The sequence below is a fragment of the Micromonospora sp. KC606 genome, from assembly GCF_004348675.1.
In the GTDB taxonomy this organism is placed as follows: domain Bacteria; phylum Actinomycetota; class Actinomycetes; order Mycobacteriales; family Micromonosporaceae; genus Micromonospora.
Genome location: NZ_SMKN01000122.1, coordinates 1 through 17,491, shown reverse-complemented (window position 1 = coordinate 17,491; position 17,491 = coordinate 1). Strand labels below are relative to the sequence as shown.

Below are 17,491 nucleotides of genomic sequence, written 5' to 3'. Positions count from 1 at the left end.
CGGTGAACGCGCACCGTCGCCGACGCGCCACCTGCCGTGCTTCCCCGGTCCCCTTCGGACGGTCATAATGGGCCGCATGGTCGCTTGGGAGTACGCCCTGCTGGTCCGCCGCTACCAGGGGCAGGGACGCAATTTCCACGTCTCGTTCGTCTGGTACGGCCCGGAGGGGTCGCGTACCGACGTCACGACGTACGGCGACACCGCCATCGCGCACCTCAACCGGGTCGGCCGGGAGGGCTGGGAGCTGGTCTCCGCCGCCGAGGACGTGAACAACGTGCAGGGCAGCACCGAGGTGCACCGCTACCACCTCAAGCGCCCGATCTCCTGATCGGCCCCGGTCCCGGGGCGGCGTGGTGGGCGCCACCCCGGGAGCGCCCGGTCAGCCCAGGTCGACGGCGGGGTAGAGCGGAAAACCGGCCAGCAGCTCGCCGGCCTGCCGGCTCACCTTGTCCGCCAGCGCCGGGTCGAGGACGTACTTCGCCTTCGACGGGGTGCCGTCGGCGTTGGCGCCCGGCGTGGTCTGGCTGAGCACGGTGTGGATCAGCTCGGCGGTGGCGTCCATCTCCGCCGTGCCCAGGCCCCGGGTGGTCAGCGCCGGGGTGCCGACCCGGACGCCGGAGGTGTACCAGGCGCCGTTCGGGTCCTGCGGGACGGCGTTGCGGTTGGTGACGATTCCCGAGTCGAGCAGCGCCTGCTCGGCCTGGCGGCCGGTCAGGCCGTACCCGGAGACGTCGATGAGCACCAGGTGGTTGTCGGTGCCGCCGGTGACCAGCTTCGCGCCCCGGCGCAGCAGCCCGTCGGCGAGCGCCTGCGCGTTGGCCACGATCCGAGACGCGTAGTCGGCGAAGTCGGGGCGGCGGGCCTCGGCCAGGGCGACCGCCTTGGCGGCCATCACGTGCGGCAGCGGGCCGCCGAGCACCATCGGGCAGCCCCGGTCCACCTGGTCGGCCAGCTCCGGCCCGCAGAGCACCATGCCGCCGCGCGGGCCGCGCAACGACTTGTGGGTGGTGGTGGTGACGATGTGCGCGTGCGGCACCGGGTCGAAGTCGCCGGTGAAGACCTTGCCGGCGACCAGGCCCGCGAAGTGCGCCATGTCGACCATGAAGGTCGCGCCGACGGAGTCGGCGATCTCCCGCATGATCCGGAAGTTCACCTTCCGGGGGTACGCCGAGTAGCCGGCGACCAGGATCAGCGGCCGGAACTCGCGGGCCGCCTCGGCGACGGCATCGTAGTCGACCAGGCCGGTGACCGGGTCGGTGCCGTAGCTGCGCTGGTCGAACATCTTGCCGGAGATGTTCGGCCGGAAGCCGTGGGTGAGGTGGCCGCCGGCGTCCAGCGACATGCCGAGCATCCGCTGGTCGCCCAGCTCCCGGCGCAGCGCGAACCAGTCCGCCTCGGTGAGGTCGTTGACCTGGCGCACCTGGGCCTTCTTGAGCGCGGGGGACTCCACCCGGTCGGCGAGGATCGCCCAGAACGCCACCAGGTTGGCGTCGATGCCGGAGTGCGGCTGCACGTACGCGTGCGCGGCGCCGAACAGCTCCCGGGCGTGCTCGGCGGCGAGCGCCTCGACGGTGTCGACGTTCTGGCAGCCGGCGTAGAAGCGGCGGCCAACGGTGCCCTCGGCGTACTTGTCGCTGAACCAGTTGCCCATGGCCAGCAGGGTGGCCGGGGAGGCGTAGTTCTCGCTGGCGATGAGCTTGAGCGACTCGCGCTGGTCGGCCAGCTCGGCGCCGATGGCGTCGGCCACCCGGGGCTCGACGGCGCGGACCACCTCGAGCGCGCTGCGGAAAGCGGTGGATTCGGCGTTCGGCGACATGCGACCTCCTACTGACGTGCGGAAGGCCCAGGCGCTCGGCGTGCGTCCTCGTGACGGGACCGCTTCCCGATGGTGCTCCATCCCCACGCGCCAGTCACGGCCCGCCACGAATCCTACCGGGTCGCCGTCGGGCTCTTCCGCTGCACCTCGCCGTACGACGTGCCCAAGATCGACTCTTTTTGCGCCACATGGGCGCATCCCGCCCGACCAACACCCCCGGTTGCCGGCAATCGGAGTTGATCACCCGCCCGACCCCCACTCCGCTTGACCCACTCCGCACGGGCGAGGCCGCACGGCCCGTCGCCCGTTGCGTACGATCGGCGGATGGTGAGGGAGGAGCGCGACGGGAGCCTGCTGGCCATCAGCGACCTGCACGTCGGGTACCGGGAGAACCGCGCCCTGGTCGAGGCACTGCGGCCGTCCTCGCCCGGCGACTGGCTGATCGTCGCCGGCGACGTGGCCGACACCGTCGCCGACGTCGAGTGGGCGCTGGGGCTGCTCGCCCGGCGGTTCGAGAAGGTGCTGTGGGCGCCGGGCAACCACGAGCTGTGGACCCCGCAGGGCGACCCTGTCGCGCTGCGGGGCCAGGCCCGCTACGCGCACCTCGTGCGGTGCTGCCGGGCGCTGGGGGTGGTCACCCCGGAGGACGAGTACCCGGTGTGGCGAGGGCCGGGCGGGCCGGCGCTGGTGGCCCCGCTGTTCCTGCTCTACGACTACAGCTGGCGGCCGGAGGGGCTGGACCGCGCGGCGGCTCTCGCCGAGGCGTACCGGGCGGGCATCGTCTGCACCGACGAGTTGCTGCTGCACCCCGACCCGTACCCGAGCCGGCAGGAGTGGTCCGCGGTCCGGGTCGCCGAGACGGCCCGGCGGCTCGACGCGCGCGAGCCGGGCCTGCCGACCGTGCTGGTCAACCACTGGCCGCTGGTCCGCGACCCGACCCGGGTGCTGCGCTACCCGATATTCGCCCAGTGGTGCGGCACCGAGGCCACCGCCGACTGGCACCGGCGCTTCGCCGCCGCCGCCGTCGTCTACGGGCACCTGCACATACCCCGCACCACCTGGTACGACGGGGTGCGCTTCGAGGAGGTCTCGGTGGGCTACCCCCGGGAGTGGCGGACCCGCCGGATGCCGCCGGGGCAGCCGCGCCGTATCCTCCCGGCGCCCGACGGGGTGCCACCGACGGCCTGGTGACCCCGGGACGGCCCGGCCGCCGGCCGGGCCCCGGGTCATCCCTGTCAGGCGGTGACCGCGTCGACGGCCTTCTTGGTCGCCTTCGGGGCGGCGGGGGAGCGCGGCGCCGACGGTCGCCTGTCGATCATCCGCTGGCCGATTTCCTGGAGCTGGTTGCGGCCGAGCGCCTCCCGCACCTTCGGGAACCACTCCTGCTCCTCCTCCTCGACGTGGTGCTCGACGTTCTCGATCAGCACCGTCGTCTTGGCCACGAAGCGCTCGTCGGAGGGGTCCATGATGGCCAGCTCGGCGCAGAGCAGATCGGCCACGTGGTGCTCCTCGTACGACTCGAGGATGGCGTCCTCCAGGTCGGGCAGGAGCTTGCGGACCTCCGGGTACATGACCTCGTTCTCGAGGTAGGTGTGCACCGTCAGAGCCTCCAGGATCTGCCGCACCAGCTTCCCGCGCTCGGCGGCCGGGCCGTCCTCGGCCTTGGCGAACTGGCGGAACAGGCGACGCATCTCCTTGTGGTCCTCCTTGAGTAGGACGATGGCATCAGTGGACACCGACGGACCTCCTTGGTTCGGCTGACGCCTGTCCCGTACCCCCATGGTGAGCTGCGAAAACGAACGGGCCCGGCGGATGTCCGCCGGGCCCGCCGCTGCCGTGCGGCTACCGCACCGCGTGGAACGCGTTGACCAGGCCGGCGCCGTAGAAGCCGTTGCGCTCACCGCCGGAGCAGGTCGCGTCGTAGGCGTGCGGGCCGGTCGGGATCAGCGGCACCGGGTTGTACACGCCCTCCGGGCAGGACTGCGCCACCGACGTGCGCTCCAGGAGGGACGCCAGCTGGCCCGGCTTCATGCCGGGGTGTGCCGACAGCGCCAGCGCCGCCACGCCGGTGGCGTGCGGGCCGGACATCGAGGTGCCCTGCTTGTAGCCCCAGCCGTTGGTCTTCGTCGCCGTGTTGAAGGTGGTCGACAGGACACCGTCGGTGAGGGTGGAGCGGACGCCCCGGGTGCGGAAGCGGGTGTCGCCACCCGGCGCCGTCACGTCGATGACACCCTGGCCGTACGAGGAGTAGTAGCTCTTCGCCCCGGTCGGGCCGACCGCCGCGACGGTCACCACGCCCGGCACCTCGGCCGGCAGGTCCAGGCAGGCGTTGGTGAGGTTCTCGCGCGTCTCCGGCGTTCCGTTGTTCGGACTGCCGTCGTCGGTGATCTTGTGGGCGAGGTCGTAGTTCGAGTTGCCCGCGGACGCCACGTGGAGCACGCCCCTGCTCTGCGAGTAACGGATGGCGCGCTGGACGGCCTGCCACACCGGCCGCTGGCGCGCGTCGTTGCGGCAGTTGAGCTCCCACGGGTCGATGTAGTAGCTGTTGTTGGTCAGCTGCATCCCGTGCTCGGCGGCCCACAGGAACCCGCAGACCGCGGCCTCCGGGTAGATGTAGCCGTCGTTGTCGACCACCTTCACCGCCGCGACCTTGACGCCCGGCGCGACACCGGTCACCCCGACGCCGTTGACGGCGGCGGCGATGGTGCCTGCCACGTGCGTGCCGTGATCGGAGGCGGTGGGGTTCCAGGCCGCCTCGGCGGTGTCGGTGACGCCGCCGAGGCAGGAGGCGCTCTTGTCCTTGGCGATCTGGCTGGCCAGGTCCGGGTGGCTGCTGGAGATGCCGCTGTCCAGCACTCCCACCACCACATCGGCGCGGCCGGCGTTGACGGCGTGCGCCCGGGGCACGTCGATCATCGACATGTCCCACTGCTGGCCGAAGAGGGGCTCCGCGGTCGGGTCGGCGGCGGTGTTCGCCACCTGCGCCGCGGAGACCTCCAGGGTCTCGCCCTCCTCCAGGGCGGTGCCCAGGCCGGCGGTGGACGCCACCGACTCGACGCCCGTGCCCGCCACGTCCGTGACGAAGTCGGGGTTGGTCGAGCGGACGACGAGCACGCCGATCTGGTCGTACGTGGCCACCACGGTGCCCTTGGCCGCGGTCACCCGGGCCGCCGCCTTGCCGGTCGTGGCGCCCTGCGGGGCCAGAACCAGGAACGTGGTGTCCGGACCGGCGGCCGACGCCGCCGGGGCCAGCCCGCCGGTGACGGCGAGGCCGACACCGAGGGTCACGGCGGACGCGGCAGCCAGTGTCTTGCTGCGGAGGTTCTTCACACAGACTCCCAGGGGCTGTCTCCAGCCGGGCACGCCCCCGGGTGGGGAGCGGCCGGCGGGAAGAGGGCAGGTTGCCCACTTCCGAACCAACAGCGCCGCAGCCCGGTGTGGCGTTACGCACGTCCGTGCCGTGCGCCGGAGCGTGTCACACCATGGCGAGGGTGTACGGGATCTCGTCGAGCAGCTCGCGGGCGAGGAACCCGACCCGCCCGAACCGGGGGACCAGCCGCTGGCCGCTCACCTCGTGCGCCCAGGCCGCCCAGCAGACGGCCTGGGCCGGCTGCGTTCCCCCGGGAGAGCAGCCCCGCCAGCAGGCCGGCGCGGACGTCGCCGCTGCCGGAGGTGCCCAGCCCGGCGTCGCCGCTCTCCTCCCGCCACGCCTGCGCGTGCGGGGTGGCGATGTGGCCGTACAGGGAGACCACCGCGTCGTACCGGCGGGCCAGCTCGTGGGCCTCGGCGTCCAGGTCTCGCCCGGCTCCCGGCCGAGCAGGTGCCGCGCCTCGGTCAGGTTGGGGGTGAGAACCACCGGCCGGCGGCGAGCTGGAGCACCCCGGCCCCCGCGCGCAGCGCCGCCACCCCGGCCAGCAGCACCGCCCCCGGGGTGGAGCGGGAGTCGCCGACCACCAGCACCGTGCCCCGCTGCTCCCTGCCGCCGGTGGGTACGGGCAGTGCCCAGTCCCGCAGCAACGCGGGGGTGATGGTCGGCACGTCAGACCGGTTCGGCATGGACCTCGTCCTCCTCGGTGGGCCGGGCACCCTGCCGGCGCAGGTGGCGTACTTCGTTGAAGGTGTCCGGGACGAGCCGGCCCCCGGCGTCGGCGAACCAGCCGGTCACCGAACAGTCGGCGATCACGTGGCCCCTGGTCAGGCCCATCAGCTCCGCCTCGGTCAACCCCTCCACCAGGTACCGGAGCAGGAAGACGAGGGCGTCGTGGCCGAAGAGCAGCACCCGCCGCCCCTCGTGGTCGCGACGCAGGTCGCCCAGTAACGCGCGCAGCCGCGACGCCACGTCCGGCCGGTGCTGCCCGGGGAGGCTGGCGAGCCAGCGGGCGGTCGCCCGGGCCTGCTCCTCGCCGGTGGCCGAGAGCGGCACGTCGGCGTCCCGGTGGGACAGGTCGATCCGCTCCGCGCCGGACGCCTCGGCCGCCGTGGCGGCGACGTTCGCCGTGCTCTCCCCGTGCCGCACGATCCAGAGGGCCGCCAGTTCCGCCATGGCCGCATGCCTACCCGGTAGCCGCGCCGGGTAACCGTGCGGGCTGTCCGCCGCCGTCCCCGCCGAGCCGCCGCCAACGGCGGCGCGTGAACCGGACGGTGGCGGGTAACCGCTGGCTCCACCGGAACGACACAGGGGAGGTACGCCGTGGCGACCATGGTCAGGGAGCCGGCCAGCCCGGTGAAGGACAAGAACTACGACCTGATCCACGCCCTGCAGATGTCCTTGCAGCACATCTGGCAACTGGAGACGTACATCGCCGACGCGGACGCCCGGGGTGACGACGAACTCGCCACCTGGTTCCGCAAGCTCCAGGAGAACAACCGCAAGGCCGGTGAGCAGGGCAAGCGGATGCTCGCGGAGCGGCTGGGGGAGAACGGCTGAGCGCAGTCGTGAACGGTTGGGCGGACCGCACGGTCCGCCCGGCCGCGCCCGGCGCCGGCGCCGGGCGCTACCCTGCGGCCATGGACGGCGCGCAGGACGGCGAACGGCTCGCCGCGTCCCTCGGGCGCAGTCTGGCCCGGCTCACCTTCGCCGGCCTGACCACCGACGCGGTGACGGCCCGGATCATCGACGCGGTGGTCGCCTGGGGGCGTGACCAGGGCTGGCGGGTCTACCGCCGGGCACCGAGCGTGGTGCCGCCGCCGCCGCCGCTGTCGGATCGGCGGTCCGTGCTGGACGTCGGCTGCGCCCGGGCGGACGGGCCACCCGTCGTCGTCGAGGTCGACCACACCGACCGGCGTCGTACCTGGGACAAGCTGGCGGCGGAGGCCGGGGCCGGGCGGATCGCGATCTGGGTGCGCTGGGGGCCGGGCCGGTTCGGTGCGCCACCGCCGCCGGTCCATCGGGTGACCTGCCAGGTGGACCGCCGCCCGGGGCCGGCCGGGGCGGGCCGGTTGCACGACCGGACCCCGGACCGGCACCTGCCGCCACCCGCGCACTCCGCGCCGCCGGCCGGCGGCGCCGTGTTGCCGCTGCCCCTGCCCTCGGCGGACACTCCGACGCCCTGAGGTGGCCTGCCTACTCGAAGCGGGACGGGTCGCCCGCGCCGTGCCGGACGATCTCCGGCTCGCCGTGCGAGAAGTCGACCACGGTGGTGGGCTGGGTGCCGCACTCGCCGGAGTCGAGCACCGCGTCGACCGCGTGGTCCAGACGCTCCTTGATTTCCCAGCCCTGCGTCATCGGCTCGGTCTCGTCGGGCAGCAGCAGGGTGCTCGACACCAGCGGCTCGCCCAGCTCGGCCAGGAGCGCCTGCGTCACCGCGTGGTCGGGGATGCGGACCCCCACGGTCTTCTTCCTCGGGTGCAGCAGCCGGCGCGGCACCTCCTTCGTCGCCGGCAGGATGAACGTGTAGCTGCCCGGTGTCGCCGCCTTCAGTGACCGGAACACCGCGTTGTCGATCTTCACGAACTGGCCGAGCTGGGCGAAGTCCCGGCACACCAGGGTGAAGTGGTGCCGGTCGTCGAGGCGGCGGATGTCGCGGATCCGGTCGATGCCGTCCCGGTTGCCCAGCCGGCAGCCGAGGGCGAAGCAGGAGTCCGTCGGGTAGGCGATCAGCCCGTCCCGGCGGACCAGGTCGGCCACCCGGCTGATCGTCCGCGGCTGCGGGTCCACCGGGTGCACGTCGAAGTACGTCGCCATGGCGGCAGCCTACGAGCGGCGGTGCCGACCTGCCCAATCAGTGGCCACCCATCGTCCTGGACCGGGTTACGGTGTGAGGCGTGGCGGCGGCCGAGGAGATCCGGGTTGGAAACCGGTTGGTCCGGGTCTCCAACCCGGACAAGCCCTACTTTCCCGAGCGCGGGCTGACCAAGCTGGACGTGGTTCGCTACTTCCTCGCCGTCGGCGACGGCGTCCTGCGCGCCCTGCGGGACCGGCCGACCATGCTGGAACGCTGGCCGCGTGGGGTGTTCGAGGGCGCGAAGATCGGCACTCGGCAGGACAACCGGGGCGACGCTTTCTACCAGAAGCGGCTGCCGGCCGGCGCGCCCGACTGGGTACGCACCGCCCACCTCACCTTTCCCAGCGGCCGGACGGCCGACGAGGTCGCGCCGAGCGAGCTGGCCGTGGTGATCTGGGCGGCGAATCTCGGCACCCTGCGGTTCCACCCGTGGCCGGTCACCGCCACCGACGTGGAGCACCCCGACCAGCTCCGCGTCGACCTGGATCCGATGCCGGGCGTCGGCTTCGACCAGGTGGTGCCGGTGGCCCACGAGGTCCGCGCGGCACTCGACGAGGTGGGGCTGGTCGGCTATCCGAAGACCACCGGCGGTCGAGGGCTGCACGTCTACCTGTCCATCGAGCCGCGCTGGAGCTTCGGCGAGTGCCGGCGGGCGGTGCTGGCGTTGGGCCGCCGGGTGCAGCGCCGCCGCCCCGACCTGGTGACCACCACCTGGTGGCGGGAGCACCGCGACCGGCCGGTCTTCGTCGACTACAACCAGATGGCCCGCGACCACACGATGACCTCGGCGTACTCGATCCGACCCACACCGGCGGCGCTGGTCTCCGCGCCGCTGGACTGGGCCGAGCTGGACGACGTCCAGCCGGAGGACTTCGACGTGGTGAGTTTGCCGGCCCGGTTCGCCGAGCGCGGCGACCCGCACGCCGGGTTGGACGGGCCGCGCTTCTCGCTGGAGCCGCTGCTGGAGTGGGCCGACCGGGAGGGCCTGGAGGCCCCGCCCGAGCGCTGAGCGTTACGCCCAGGGGCTGCCGGCGCTGTCGAACTCCTCGAAGACCAGCCAGCTGCGGGTGGACAGCACGCCGGCGATGCCCTGCACCCGGTCCAGCACCACGTCCCGCAGGGTGGCGTTGTCCGGCGCGCGGACCAGGGCCAGCACGTCGTGCTCGCCGCTGAGCAGCGCGACGTGCTCGACGTAGCGGACCCGGGCCAGCGCCGCCGACACCTCCCGCCAGGTGTTCTGCTGGATGGTCAGGGCGATGTAGGCCGACGTGCCCAGCCCTGCCGGCTCCGGTGCCACCCGGGCGCCGAACCCGGTGATCACGCCGTCGCGCAGCAACCGCTCCACCCTCGCGTACGCGTTGGTGCGGGAGACGTGCACGCGTTCGGCGAGGGTACGGATGGAGATTCGGCCGTCGCGGACCAGTTCGTCCAGGATGCGCCGGTCCACCTCGTCCAGCGCGGCGGCCGAACGTCCCGTTCCACCCGGTCGGTCCGCCTCTGGGCTGTTCTCCTGGCTCACCAAAGCCTCCCCCTGCTGCCATTCATCCCGCGTTGACCGCACATCTTGAGTCAATCATCCGACCGCAGGAGCATAGGTCCACCACACGTCCAGGAGGTCCCCGCCGTGACGACCACACCCCAGGCGGTTCGCAGGGCATCCCCGCGGAAGCGCCGGCCGGCCACCCCGGCCGCGCCCGATCCGTCCGCCGGCCTGCTACCCCAGCCCGCGCCGGTCCGACTGCTGAACCCGGACGGCACTTCGCTGCCGTCCCGCGACGACTACCCCGAGCCGCCCGTCGAGGTACTGCGTGAGATGTACCGGCGGATGGTCGTCGGCCGCCGCTTCGACGCGCAGGCCACCGCCCTGACCAAGCAGGGCCGGCTGGCCGTCTACCCGTCCTCGCGTGGTCAGGAGGCCTGCCAGGTCGGCGCGGTCCTGGCCCTGCGCGACAACGACTGGGTCTTCCCCACCTACCGGGAGTCGGTGGCGCTGACCGCCCGGGGCATCGACCCGGTCGAGGTGCTCACCCTGCTGCGCGGCGACTGGCACTGCGGGTACGACCCCGCCGGCCGGCGCACCGCGCCCCAGTGCACCCCGCTGGCGACCCAGTGCGTGCACGCCGCGGGACTGGCCTACGGCGAGTCCTACCAGGGGCGGGACACGGTAGCGCTGGCCTTCATCGGCGACGGCGCCACCAGCGAGGGCGACTTCCACGAGGGCGTCAACTTCGCCGCCGTGTTCAAGGCCCCGGTGGTCTACTTCGTGCAGAACAACAGGTACGCCATCAGCGTCCCGCTGTCCCGGCAAACCGCCGCGCCCGCCCTGGCGTACAAGGGTGTCGGCTACGGCGTGCCCAGCGAACAGGTCGACGGCAACGACCCGGTGGCCGTGCTCGCGGTGCTCACCCGCGCGGTGGCGCACGCCCGCGCCGGCCACGGCCCGTTCCTGGTCGAGGCGCACACGTACCGGATGGAGCCACACACCAACGCCGACGACGCCACCCGCTACCGCGACGCAAACGAGGTCGAGGCGTGGCGCGACCGCGACCCGGTCGTCCGGCTGGAGGCCCACCTGCGTGCCCGGGGTGTGCTCGACGACGCAGGCGTCGCCGCGATCGCCGAGGAGGCCGAGGCGTACGCCGCCGGCCTGCGGGACCGGATGAACGCCCAGCCGGCCGTCGACCCGCTCAGCCTCTTCGACCACGTCTACGCCGAGCCGACCCCGCAGCTCGTCGAGCAGCGTGAGCAGGTCCGCGCCGAACTGGCCGCCGCCGAGGAGGAGGGCGCCTGATGGCGACCATGACGATGGCGAAGGCGCTCAACGCCGCGCTCGCCGACGCGATGCTCGACGACGACCGGGTGCTCGTCTTCGGCGAGGACGTCGGGCAGCTCGGCGGCGTCTTTCGGATCACCGACGGTCTTCAGGCCCGGTTCGGCGACAAGCGCTGCTTCGACACCCCGCTCGCCGAGGCCGGCATCGTCGGCTTCGCCGTCGGCCTGGCCATGTCCGGGCTGCGCCCGGTGGTCGAGATGCAGTTCGACGCGTTCGCGTACCCGGCGTTCGAACAGATCGCCTCGCACGTGGCGAAGCTGCGCAACCGCACCCGGGGCGCGCTCAGCGTGCCGATCGTCATCCGGGTGCCCTACGCGGGCGGCATCGGCGGTGTCGAGCACCACTGCGACTCGTCCGAGGCGTACTACGCGCACACCCCGGGGCTGAAGGTGGTCACGCCGGCCACCGTGGAGGACGCGTACTCGCTGCTGCGCGAGGCCATCGACGACCCGGACCCGGTCGTGTTCATGGAACCGAAGAAGCTCTACTTCACCAGCGCCGAGGCGGAGTTGCCGGCACGCAGGGAGCCGTTCGGCACCGCCGTCGTCCGCCGGCCCGGCACCGACGCCACCCTGGTCGCGTACGGCCCGGCGGTGCCGGTCGCACTGGCGGCGGCCGAGGCCGCCCGCGAGGAGGGCTGGGACCTTGAGGTGGTCGACGTCCGCACCATCGTGCCGTTCGACGACGCCACCGTCGCGGCCTCGGTGCGCAGGACCGGCCGCTGCGTGGTGATCCAGGAGGCGCAGGGCTTCGCCGGCGTCGGCGCGGAGATCGCCGCCCGGGTGCAGGAGCGCTGCTTCCACGCCCTGCACGCCCCGGTGCTGCGGGTGTCCGGTCTGGACATCCCGTACCCGGCGCCGATGCTGGAGCACACCCACCTGCCGTCGGTGGACCGGGTGCTCGACACCGTCGCCCGTCTCCAGTGGGACGACCAGCCGGACTCCCGCTGGCTGGCGCGGGGGAGCGCGGCATGACCGCCGTCGAACGCGCCCAGGTCTTCCTCCTGCCCGACCTGGGGGAGGGGCTCAGCGAGGCGGAGATCGTCGAGTGGCTTGTCGCCGTCGGTGACGTGGTCACCGTCGACCAGAGCGTGGTCGAGGTGGAGACCGCCAAGGCGGTAGTCGACGTGCCCTGCCCGTACGCCGGACGGGTCGTCGCCCTGCACGGCGCGGCGGGCGAGGTACGCCCGGTCGGCCAGCCGCTGATCACCATCGCCCCGGTCGACGGCGACAGCGGCGCGGAACCCACCGGGCACGCCACCGATCGTGAGCAGGATCGGGCCGGCTCCGGCAACGTGCTGGTCGGCTACGGCACCGGTCACGGCGGCACCGGCCGGCGACGCCGCCGGTCCCGGCTGGCGCTCGCCGCCGAGCCGGCTGCCGGGCCGCTCCCGACCCGTGATCCCACCGCGGACGCCCCTGCCGCCACGGTGACATCGGCCGGCGGCGGTGACCCGGTCGACGGCGTGGATCCCGCTGCGGGCGCCGGAGCACCGCTCGGCCCCTCCAACGGGGCCGCCACCCTGGTCATCTCGCCGATCGTGCGGCGCCTGGCCAGGGAACGCGGCGTCGACCTGGCGTCGCTGCGCGGCACCGGGCCGGGCGGGGTGATCCGGCGCGCGGACGTGGAGGCGGCGACGGCGGCCCCGGCGTCCCGGCTCGCCGCCGTGCCGGAGCCGGACGCCACCGCGCCGGCCAGCGGAGTGCCGGCCGTTCACGAGGGGCTCGCGCCCACCGGCGACGAGGACGTGGTCATTCCGCTCACCGGCATCCGCAGGGCGATCGCCGACAAGCTCTCGCGCAGCCGGCGGGAGATCCCCGAGGTGACCATCTGGGTTGACGTTGACGCCACCGCACTGCTGGAGACCCGCGCGGCGATCAACACGGCCACCCCGGACGCCCCGGTGAGCATCCTCGCCCTGCTGGCCCGGATCTGCCTCAGCGGCCTGCGGAGGTATCCGCAGCTCAACGCGCACGTCGACACCTCAGGGCAGCGGATCGTCCAGTCCGCCGGGGTGCACCTGGGCGTCGCCGCGCAGACCGACCGGGGTCTGCTGGTGCCGGTGCTGCGCGACGCGCAGCGCCTCACCACCCGCGAGCTGGCCGCCGCGCTGGCGCAGACCACCGCCGAGGCCCGGGCCGGCACCCTGCCGCCGGCCCGGCTCACCGGCGGCACCTTCACCCTCAACAACTACGGGGTGTTCGGGGTGGACGGTTCCACCCCGATCATCAACCATCCCGAGGCGGCGCTGCTCGGCATGGGCCGGATCGTGGACAAGCCCTGGGTGGTCGACGGGCAGCTCGCGGTCCGCAAGGTGACGCAGCTCAGCCTCACCTTCGACCACCGGGTCTGCGACGGCGGCGTGGCCGGCGGCTTCCTGCGGCACGTCGCCGACTGCGTGGAGCAGCCGGCGTTGCTGGTGGCGAACGTCTGAGCCGGAAACGGCGGAGCCGGCCAAGCCGGCTCCGCCGTCGTTCGGGCGCATCGTCGGGGATGCGGTGGCGTCAGGTGCCGTCTTCCCCGTCGGCGAGGTGGGAAACCGGCGCCGGGGGAACGACCCGGTACGCCCGGTACGCCCGGACCCAGGACGACCGAACCCGGACGGGCAGGTGCCGGGGGAACGTCCGCAGCACATCGGCGACCAAACATCCGCCCGTTTTCCAGCATTTCCCGCAAAAGAGCGGCACGCCCCGAGAAGGGCCGTACAGAATGTGGCCAAGGGGAGCGGAAATGGGGGGCTGAACATGGATGTGAGGCGGCGATTGACGCTATTGGTGGTGACCGTCGCAGCCACACCCTTGATGCTCGGCGGGTGCACCGCCGACCGGAAACCGGGCGCCGGGCCGGCGCCCGGCCGCACCGCGGTGGACCTGGCGGTCACCCTGACCCCCGGAGACCGGGCCAGGGACGTGCCGGTCAGCGCGGAGGTCGGCACCACCGTGACCGGAGGACGGGTCACCGCCGTCAAACTCACCGACGACAAGGGGAAACAGCTCGCGGGGGAGCCCCGGGAGGACGGGTCGAGCTGGGTGCCGGCCGCCCCGCTGGCGAATGGCCGCACCTACACCGCGGAGGTCACCGCGACCGGTGACTCCGGCCGCACCGCCGTGCGCAGGACGACGTTCACCACGGCGCCGAAATCAACCCGGCAGGCCGTCACGAGCACTCTCTATTTCGCGGGGAATCAGACGTACGGCACGGCGATGCCGGTGACCGTCGCATTCGATCCGGGAATTCCGACAGAAGCCAGGGCGACGGTTCAGCGGCGATTGTTCGTGAAGACGGATCCGCCCCAGCCGGGCACCTGGTCGTGGCTGGAGGACGGCACGCAGGTCTACTACCGGGCGCCGGACCTCTGGAGGCCGGGCACGAAGATCAGCGTCCGTGCCGGGCTCGAGGGGCTGCCGATCGGCACGCGGTACGTCGGCGACGAGGACCGGCGGGCCACCTCGAAGATCGGTCGTCAGGTCGCCCTCGAGATCGACAACGCCACCAAGCAGATGTCGGTCTTCCAGGACCACAAGCTGGTTCGCAAGATCCCGGTGAGTCTCGGCAAGCCCAGTACGCCGAGTTCCAGCGGCAAGATGGTGATCATGGAGAAGCACCAGCAGACGACCTTCGACACCCGCGGCTCGGCCGACCCCTACGTGGTCGACGTCGAGGATGCCCAGCGCTACACCTGGGGCGGCGAGTTCATCCACGCCGCGCCGTGGTCGGAGGGGGACCAGGGCCACACCAACGTCTCGCACGGCTGCGCCAACATCTCCTCCACCGCCGCCGACTGGCTGATGGGCGTCACCCAGGTCGGCGACCTGATCACCGTCAAGGGCACCGAGGTGCAGTTGCAGCCGGGCAACGGCTGGACGGCCTGGAACGTCAGTTGGGACGAGTTCGTCAGGGGCAGCGCCCTGCCCGTGCCGCCGGGGCTCAGGCCGGCCCCGACCCCGACCCAGCCGAACCCGGGAGCGGTGGCGGGCGGCTCGTCACCCGAGCCGGCGCCGTCGGTCAGCGGCGGCTGAGAGCCAGGGGAGGAACGACCGGGAGCGACCGGCCCGCCGCACGGCGGGCCGGTCGCGGTCGTCGCCGCCCGGCTTCTGTCGCGCGGCGGGCACCGGCGCCGGCGGCACCCGACCACCGGGTCGTTGTCATCCGCCGCCGTGGCCGGTCGTCCCGCTCCGGCGGCGCGTCCGGTCCTCCCTGAGGGGGATCGGGGCATCCCCGGGGCGTACCCGGGGGTTGGCCCGCGACAGGGCGGATTGTCGGTGATCGGGAGTAGTTTCGTCGGCATGGGACAGCACGGTGACCGGCTCCACATCCAGCTCGACGTGCGCGATGAGATGACCGAGGTGCGGGTGGTCGGTGAGATCGACGTGGCCTCGGTCGGCGAGTTGCGGGCCGCGCTCTGGGCCGCGCCGGCCCGGCCGGTGCTGCGGGTCGATCTCTCCGGGGTGCGGCTGCTCTCCGCGGCCGGGGTGCGGACGCTGCTCGCCGCGCGGCTGCGGGTCCGGGCCAGGGGCGGCGAGCTGGTGCTGGCGGATCCCGATCCGGTCGTCGCCCGGGTGTTGCGGGTCACCGGTGTTCACCGGGTCGTCCCGGTGCAGGTCGGTGGCGTCCCTGCGGCCTGCCGTCGCAGCGATCTGGTGGCGTGCGCCTGAGGCGTGACCTACAGCGTCGACCGAAAGGCCCGGCAGCAAGACGCCCTGTCCGACCGCGGCGGCATCCCCTTGTCGGTCGTGGGTGTCCGTAGCGAACACCGACGACAGTCGCTGCCTGGAAACGCGCGTCCAGACCTTCCACGCCGTGCGCTCCTGGCGCGGACCCCGCCGGCCCACCACGTGACGGTGCTGCGGACACACCGGGAGCCGCCTGCGAAGCTGACCCCCGCCCCGTCAGGGCGGGTGTCCGTTCGACGGAGACCGCACTGGCGGATCATCGCCGTGGCACCGCCCGTTGTCGGGAGCCGGAGCGCCCGCACGCATGTGAGCATCATCTAAATGTCTCGATGTCCCGTGCCCTGGCTCGACGAGGAGTCGTCGTGCACTGTGGACGACAGTAGGAGGAGGCTTCATGCGCGGGCGCAGGTGGACGACGCTGTTGGCGGCGGTAGGACTCGCACTGGGCGGGCTGATCGGGGTCGGCGGCACCCCGGCCGCTGCGGACCCGCAGGGGGGTACGTTGCGCGGCGTCTACTACGACTCCCAGTTCTGCAACAGCTACGGCCGCCAGGGGGCGCAGTCCGGCCAGTGGAGTTGGTACTACTGCGAACATCGCCAGCCGAATCCCACCGGTCCCGTTCTCTACTTCCTCTGGACCTTCACCTACTAGTTGCCTCCTCATGCGGCCTTGAACGGGTGATCCGGGTGGCGGATCTTGGATCTGGTGGCGAAGCCGGAATTCGGGTGGGTCCGTATTGGTTCACCGGCTCCGGGCCGGGTTGCGGCCGGACTTTGCGGGTCTCGCGGCCACCGGAGCGTGGCGTCGGGATCCGTGGGTGAGTCGGCGCAGCAGCTGTTCAGCTGGACCAGGGGTGTGGGCGCGGTGCAGGAGTGCGGCCAGTAGCACGGTGGTCAGCCAGGTGAGCACGGCGATCCCGGACGCTGCGGCGGTGCCCAGCTCCGTGCCCATTCCTCCGGCGTACGGCACGAACACCGCCACGAAGACCACGGACTGTAGGAGATAGCAGGTCATGGAGCGTTGTCCGCAGGCGGCGAGGGCGGTGACGATCCGGCCGGGTGTGGCGGTGGCGCGGCGTGCCACCAGCCCGACCAGCGCGGCGTAGCCCATGCCGCCGAGGCCGGTGAGCCCGTGCAGGACGTAGGCGGGCACGGCCAACGAGGCCGGCGCCCCGGTCCACAGCTCCGAGTCCATCAGCGCCAGCGGAAGCCCGCCGATGACCGCGGAAGCGAGTCCAGCGGCGGCGGTGATCCGAAGCGTGCGCCGATTCCCGTCCAGGTCCTCCAGCAGGCGGCGCCGGGCTGCCCACACCCCGATCAGGAACGGGGTCAGCACTTCGATCGCCAGCATGACCGTGAGCACGCTCCACAGCGCCAACCGCCCGCCGGCGGCCGCGACCGGGTCCGAGGTCGCCATCGCGTCGGCTGGACCGCCATACTCCGCGATTTGCGCACCGTTGAGTGCGTAGACCGCGCCGTAGGCCAGGATCCACCCGGCGGCGACCAGCAGAAGGGTGCGGTCACGCCAGCGCAGTACTCCGACTACCAGCAGCCCCAGCAGCCCGTACGCGCCGAGGATGTCCCCGAAGAAGAGCAGCAGGGCGTGGCAGAACCCGAACGCCAGCAGCCACCAGCTCCGGCGGCGCAACAGCCGCCGAGTGCGGGGCCAGTCGGCGCCGGCTGCGGCACGACTGGAGGCGAACTGGACAAATCCGTACCCGAACAGCGCGGCGAACATCGGCAGCGCCCGTCCGTCGACCAGGGTCACCTGCAGCCCCGCGACGATCCGGTCGATGACGCTTCCGTCCCTGGCGTACCCGCGGAACCCGACGTCCTGCCCGGACAGGTACATATGGGCATGCGCGAGTGCGATCAGCAACAGCATCGTGCCTCGGGCAAGGTCGGGCGCGAGGGCCCGCGGACCCCGGGGGGCGGGGCGGTCGGC

General features: G+C 72.8%; 19 protein-coding genes and 1 riboswitch. Of the genes, 11 read left to right on the top strand and 8 right to left on the bottom strand.

All coding sequences use genetic code 11. The features are described 5' to 3' along the window. The first annotated feature begins 67 nt into the window (after window positions 1-67). Window positions 68-328: a hypothetical protein gene (locus E1193_RS20955; protein WP_132184894.1), complete on the top strand. Its 261-nt coding sequence runs from the start codon at window positions 68-70 to the stop codon at window positions 326-328. A gap of 51 nt (window positions 329-379) precedes the next feature. Here E1193_RS20955 and E1193_RS20950 read toward each other — a convergent pair whose 3' ends face one another. After that, entirely contained in the window at window positions 380-1,816 is a 1,437-nt protein-coding gene (locus E1193_RS20950; protein WP_132184893.1) for a glycine hydroxymethyltransferase, read from the bottom strand. A gap of 18 nt (window positions 1,817-1,834) precedes the next feature. Next, window positions 1,835-1,924, bottom strand: a riboswitch (ZMP/ZTP riboswitch). A gap of 216 nt (window positions 1,925-2,140) precedes the next feature. On the opposite strand from E1193_RS20950, the gene E1193_RS20945 reads away from it, so the two are divergent. Further along, a complete protein-coding gene (locus E1193_RS20945; RefSeq protein WP_132184892.1) occupies window positions 2,141-3,007 on the top strand; it encodes a metallophosphoesterase in 867 nt (288 codons plus the stop codon). A 44-nt stretch (window positions 3,008-3,051) separates the two neighbouring features. Here the strand turns inward: E1193_RS20945 and E1193_RS20940 are convergent, their stop codons facing one another. From E1193_RS20940 to E1193_RS20925, 4 genes are all read right to left on the bottom strand, one after another. Then, complete coding sequence (locus tag E1193_RS20940) at window positions 3,052-3,552, bottom strand: hemerythrin domain-containing protein (RefSeq protein WP_132184891.1); 501 nt, start codon at window positions 3,550-3,552, stop codon at window positions 3,052-3,054. Between the two features lie 106 nt (window positions 3,553-3,658). After that, window positions 3,659-5,146 carry a S8 family serine peptidase gene (locus tag E1193_RS20935; protein WP_132184890.1) on the bottom strand — a complete coding sequence of 496 codons (1,488 nt, stop codon included), beginning with the start codon at window positions 5,144-5,146 and terminating at the stop codon, window positions 3,659-3,661. A 504-nt stretch (window positions 5,147-5,650) separates the two neighbouring features. After that, window positions 5,651-5,872 carry a hypothetical protein gene (locus E1193_RS33310; RefSeq protein ID WP_243707814.1) on the bottom strand — a complete coding sequence of 74 codons (222 nt, stop codon included), beginning with the start codon at window positions 5,870-5,872 and terminating at the stop codon, window positions 5,651-5,653. Next, window positions 5,856-6,359, bottom strand: a complete 504-nt coding sequence (locus E1193_RS20925) for a phosphoglycerate mutase family protein (RefSeq protein WP_132184889.1) — start codon at window positions 6,357-6,359, stop codon at window positions 5,856-5,858. Before E1193_RS20925 ends, E1193_RS33310 begins: the two co-directional genes overlap by 17 nt. A 156-nt stretch (window positions 6,360-6,515) precedes the next feature. Here E1193_RS20925 and E1193_RS20920 point away from each other — a divergent pair, with 156 nt between their 5' ends. Further along, window positions 6,516-6,743 (top strand): hypothetical protein, encoded by a 228-nt coding sequence (locus E1193_RS20920; protein WP_132184895.1) that lies wholly within the window; start codon window positions 6,516-6,518, stop codon window positions 6,741-6,743. A gap of 80 nt (window positions 6,744-6,823) precedes the next feature. Continuing rightward, the gene (locus E1193_RS20915; RefSeq protein ID WP_132184888.1) at window positions 6,824-7,369 is read left to right on the top strand and encodes a hypothetical protein; all 546 of its coding nucleotides are present in this window, start codon (window positions 6,824-6,826) and stop codon (window positions 7,367-7,369) included. A 10-nt stretch (window positions 7,370-7,379) separates the two neighbouring features. On the opposite strand, the gene E1193_RS20910 is transcribed toward E1193_RS20915, so the two are convergent. Continuing rightward, window positions 7,380-8,000 carry an L-threonylcarbamoyladenylate synthase gene (locus tag E1193_RS20910; protein WP_132184887.1) on the bottom strand — a complete coding sequence of 207 codons (621 nt, stop codon included), beginning with the start codon at window positions 7,998-8,000 and terminating at the stop codon, window positions 7,380-7,382. An 80-nt stretch (window positions 8,001-8,080) separates the two neighbouring features. Between E1193_RS20910 and E1193_RS20905 the strand changes: the two genes are divergently transcribed. Next, window positions 8,081-9,049, top strand: coding sequence for an ATP-dependent DNA ligase (locus E1193_RS20905; protein ID WP_132184886.1), 969 nt, complete (start codon window positions 8,081-8,083; stop codon window positions 9,047-9,049). Window positions 9,050-9,052: 3 nt separating this feature from the next. Here E1193_RS20905 and E1193_RS20900 read toward each other — a convergent pair whose 3' ends face one another. Further along, on the bottom strand, window positions 9,053-9,562 hold the full coding sequence (locus tag E1193_RS20900; RefSeq protein WP_132184885.1) for an Lrp/AsnC family transcriptional regulator: 510 nt from the start codon (window positions 9,560-9,562) through the stop codon (window positions 9,053-9,055). 69 nt (window positions 9,563-9,631) lie between these two features. On the opposite strand from E1193_RS20900, the gene pdhA reads away from it, so the two are divergent. The 6 genes from pdhA to E1193_RS20870 all read left to right on the top strand — a co-directional run bounded on the left by pdhA (window position 9,632) and on the right by E1193_RS20870 (window position 16,198). Continuing rightward, complete coding sequence (gene pdhA, locus E1193_RS20895) at window positions 9,632-10,831, top strand: pyruvate dehydrogenase (acetyl-transferring) E1 component subunit alpha (protein ID WP_207922785.1); 1,200 nt, start codon at window positions 9,632-9,634, stop codon at window positions 10,829-10,831. Continuing rightward, window positions 10,831-11,847: an alpha-ketoacid dehydrogenase subunit beta gene (locus E1193_RS20890; RefSeq protein WP_132184883.1), complete on the top strand. Its 1,017-nt coding sequence runs from the start codon at window positions 10,831-10,833 to the stop codon at window positions 11,845-11,847. Before pdhA ends, E1193_RS20890 begins: the two co-directional genes overlap by 1 nt. Beyond that, window positions 11,844-13,307 (top strand): dihydrolipoamide acetyltransferase family protein, encoded by a 1,464-nt coding sequence (locus tag E1193_RS20885; protein WP_132184882.1) that lies wholly within the window; start codon window positions 11,844-11,846, stop codon window positions 13,305-13,307. Before E1193_RS20890 ends, E1193_RS20885 begins: the two co-directional genes overlap by 4 nt. A gap of 310 nt (window positions 13,308-13,617) precedes the next feature. Then, window positions 13,618-14,892: an Ig-like domain-containing protein gene (locus E1193_RS20880; RefSeq protein WP_132184881.1), complete on the top strand. Its 1,275-nt coding sequence runs from the start codon at window positions 13,618-13,620 to the stop codon at window positions 14,890-14,892. Between the two features lie 267 nt (window positions 14,893-15,159). Beyond that, window positions 15,160-15,528, top strand: a complete 369-nt coding sequence (locus E1193_RS20875) for an STAS domain-containing protein (protein WP_132184880.1) — start codon at window positions 15,160-15,162, stop codon at window positions 15,526-15,528. Between the two features lie 412 nt (window positions 15,529-15,940). After that, window positions 15,941-16,198, top strand: coding sequence for a hypothetical protein (locus E1193_RS20870; protein ID WP_132184879.1), 258 nt, complete (start codon window positions 15,941-15,943; stop codon window positions 16,196-16,198). A 90-nt stretch (window positions 16,199-16,288) separates the two neighbouring features. On the opposite strand, the gene E1193_RS20865 is transcribed toward E1193_RS20870, so the two are convergent. After that, on the bottom strand, window positions 16,289-17,491 hold a 1,203-nt coding region (locus E1193_RS20865), incomplete at its 5' end, for a DUF418 domain-containing protein (protein ID WP_132184878.1).

Bases quoted from the DNA above. Each gene is read 5' to 3' on its own strand.
- E1193_RS20955 (WP_132184894.1), top strand. From the start codon at position 68: ATGGGCCGCATGGTCGCTTGGGAGTACGCCCTGCTGGTCCGCCGCTAC.
- E1193_RS20950 (WP_132184893.1), bottom strand. From the start codon at position 1,816: ATGTCGCCGAACGCCGAATCCACCGCTTTCCGCAGCGCGCTCGAGGTG.
- E1193_RS20945 (WP_132184892.1), top strand. From the start codon at position 2,141: ATGGTGAGGGAGGAGCGCGACGGGAGCCTGCTGGCCATCAGCGACCTG.
- E1193_RS33310 (WP_243707814.1), bottom strand. From the start codon at position 5,872: ATGCCGAACCGGTCTGACGTGCCGACCATCACCCCCGCGTTGCTGCGG.
- E1193_RS20925 (WP_132184889.1), bottom strand. From the start codon at position 6,359: ATGGCGGAACTGGCGGCCCTCTGGATCGTGCGGCACGGGGAGAGCACG.
- E1193_RS20920 (WP_132184895.1), top strand. From the start codon at position 6,516: ATGGTCAGGGAGCCGGCCAGCCCGGTGAAGGACAAGAACTACGACCTG.
- E1193_RS20915 (WP_132184888.1), top strand. From the start codon at position 6,824: ATGGACGGCGCGCAGGACGGCGAACGGCTCGCCGCGTCCCTCGGGCGC.
- E1193_RS20910 (WP_132184887.1), bottom strand. From the start codon at position 8,000: ATGGCGACGTACTTCGACGTGCACCCGGTGGACCCGCAGCCGCGGACG.
- E1193_RS20890 (WP_132184883.1), top strand. From the start codon at position 10,831: ATGGCGACCATGACGATGGCGAAGGCGCTCAACGCCGCGCTCGCCGAC.
- E1193_RS20885 (WP_132184882.1), top strand. From the start codon at position 11,844: ATGACCGCCGTCGAACGCGCCCAGGTCTTCCTCCTGCCCGACCTGGGG.
- E1193_RS20880 (WP_132184881.1), top strand. From the start codon at position 13,618: ATGGATGTGAGGCGGCGATTGACGCTATTGGTGGTGACCGTCGCAGCC.
- E1193_RS20875 (WP_132184880.1), top strand. From the start codon at position 15,160: ATGGGACAGCACGGTGACCGGCTCCACATCCAGCTCGACGTGCGCGAT.
- E1193_RS20870 (WP_132184879.1), top strand. From the start codon at position 15,941: ATGCGCGGGCGCAGGTGGACGACGCTGTTGGCGGCGGTAGGACTCGCA.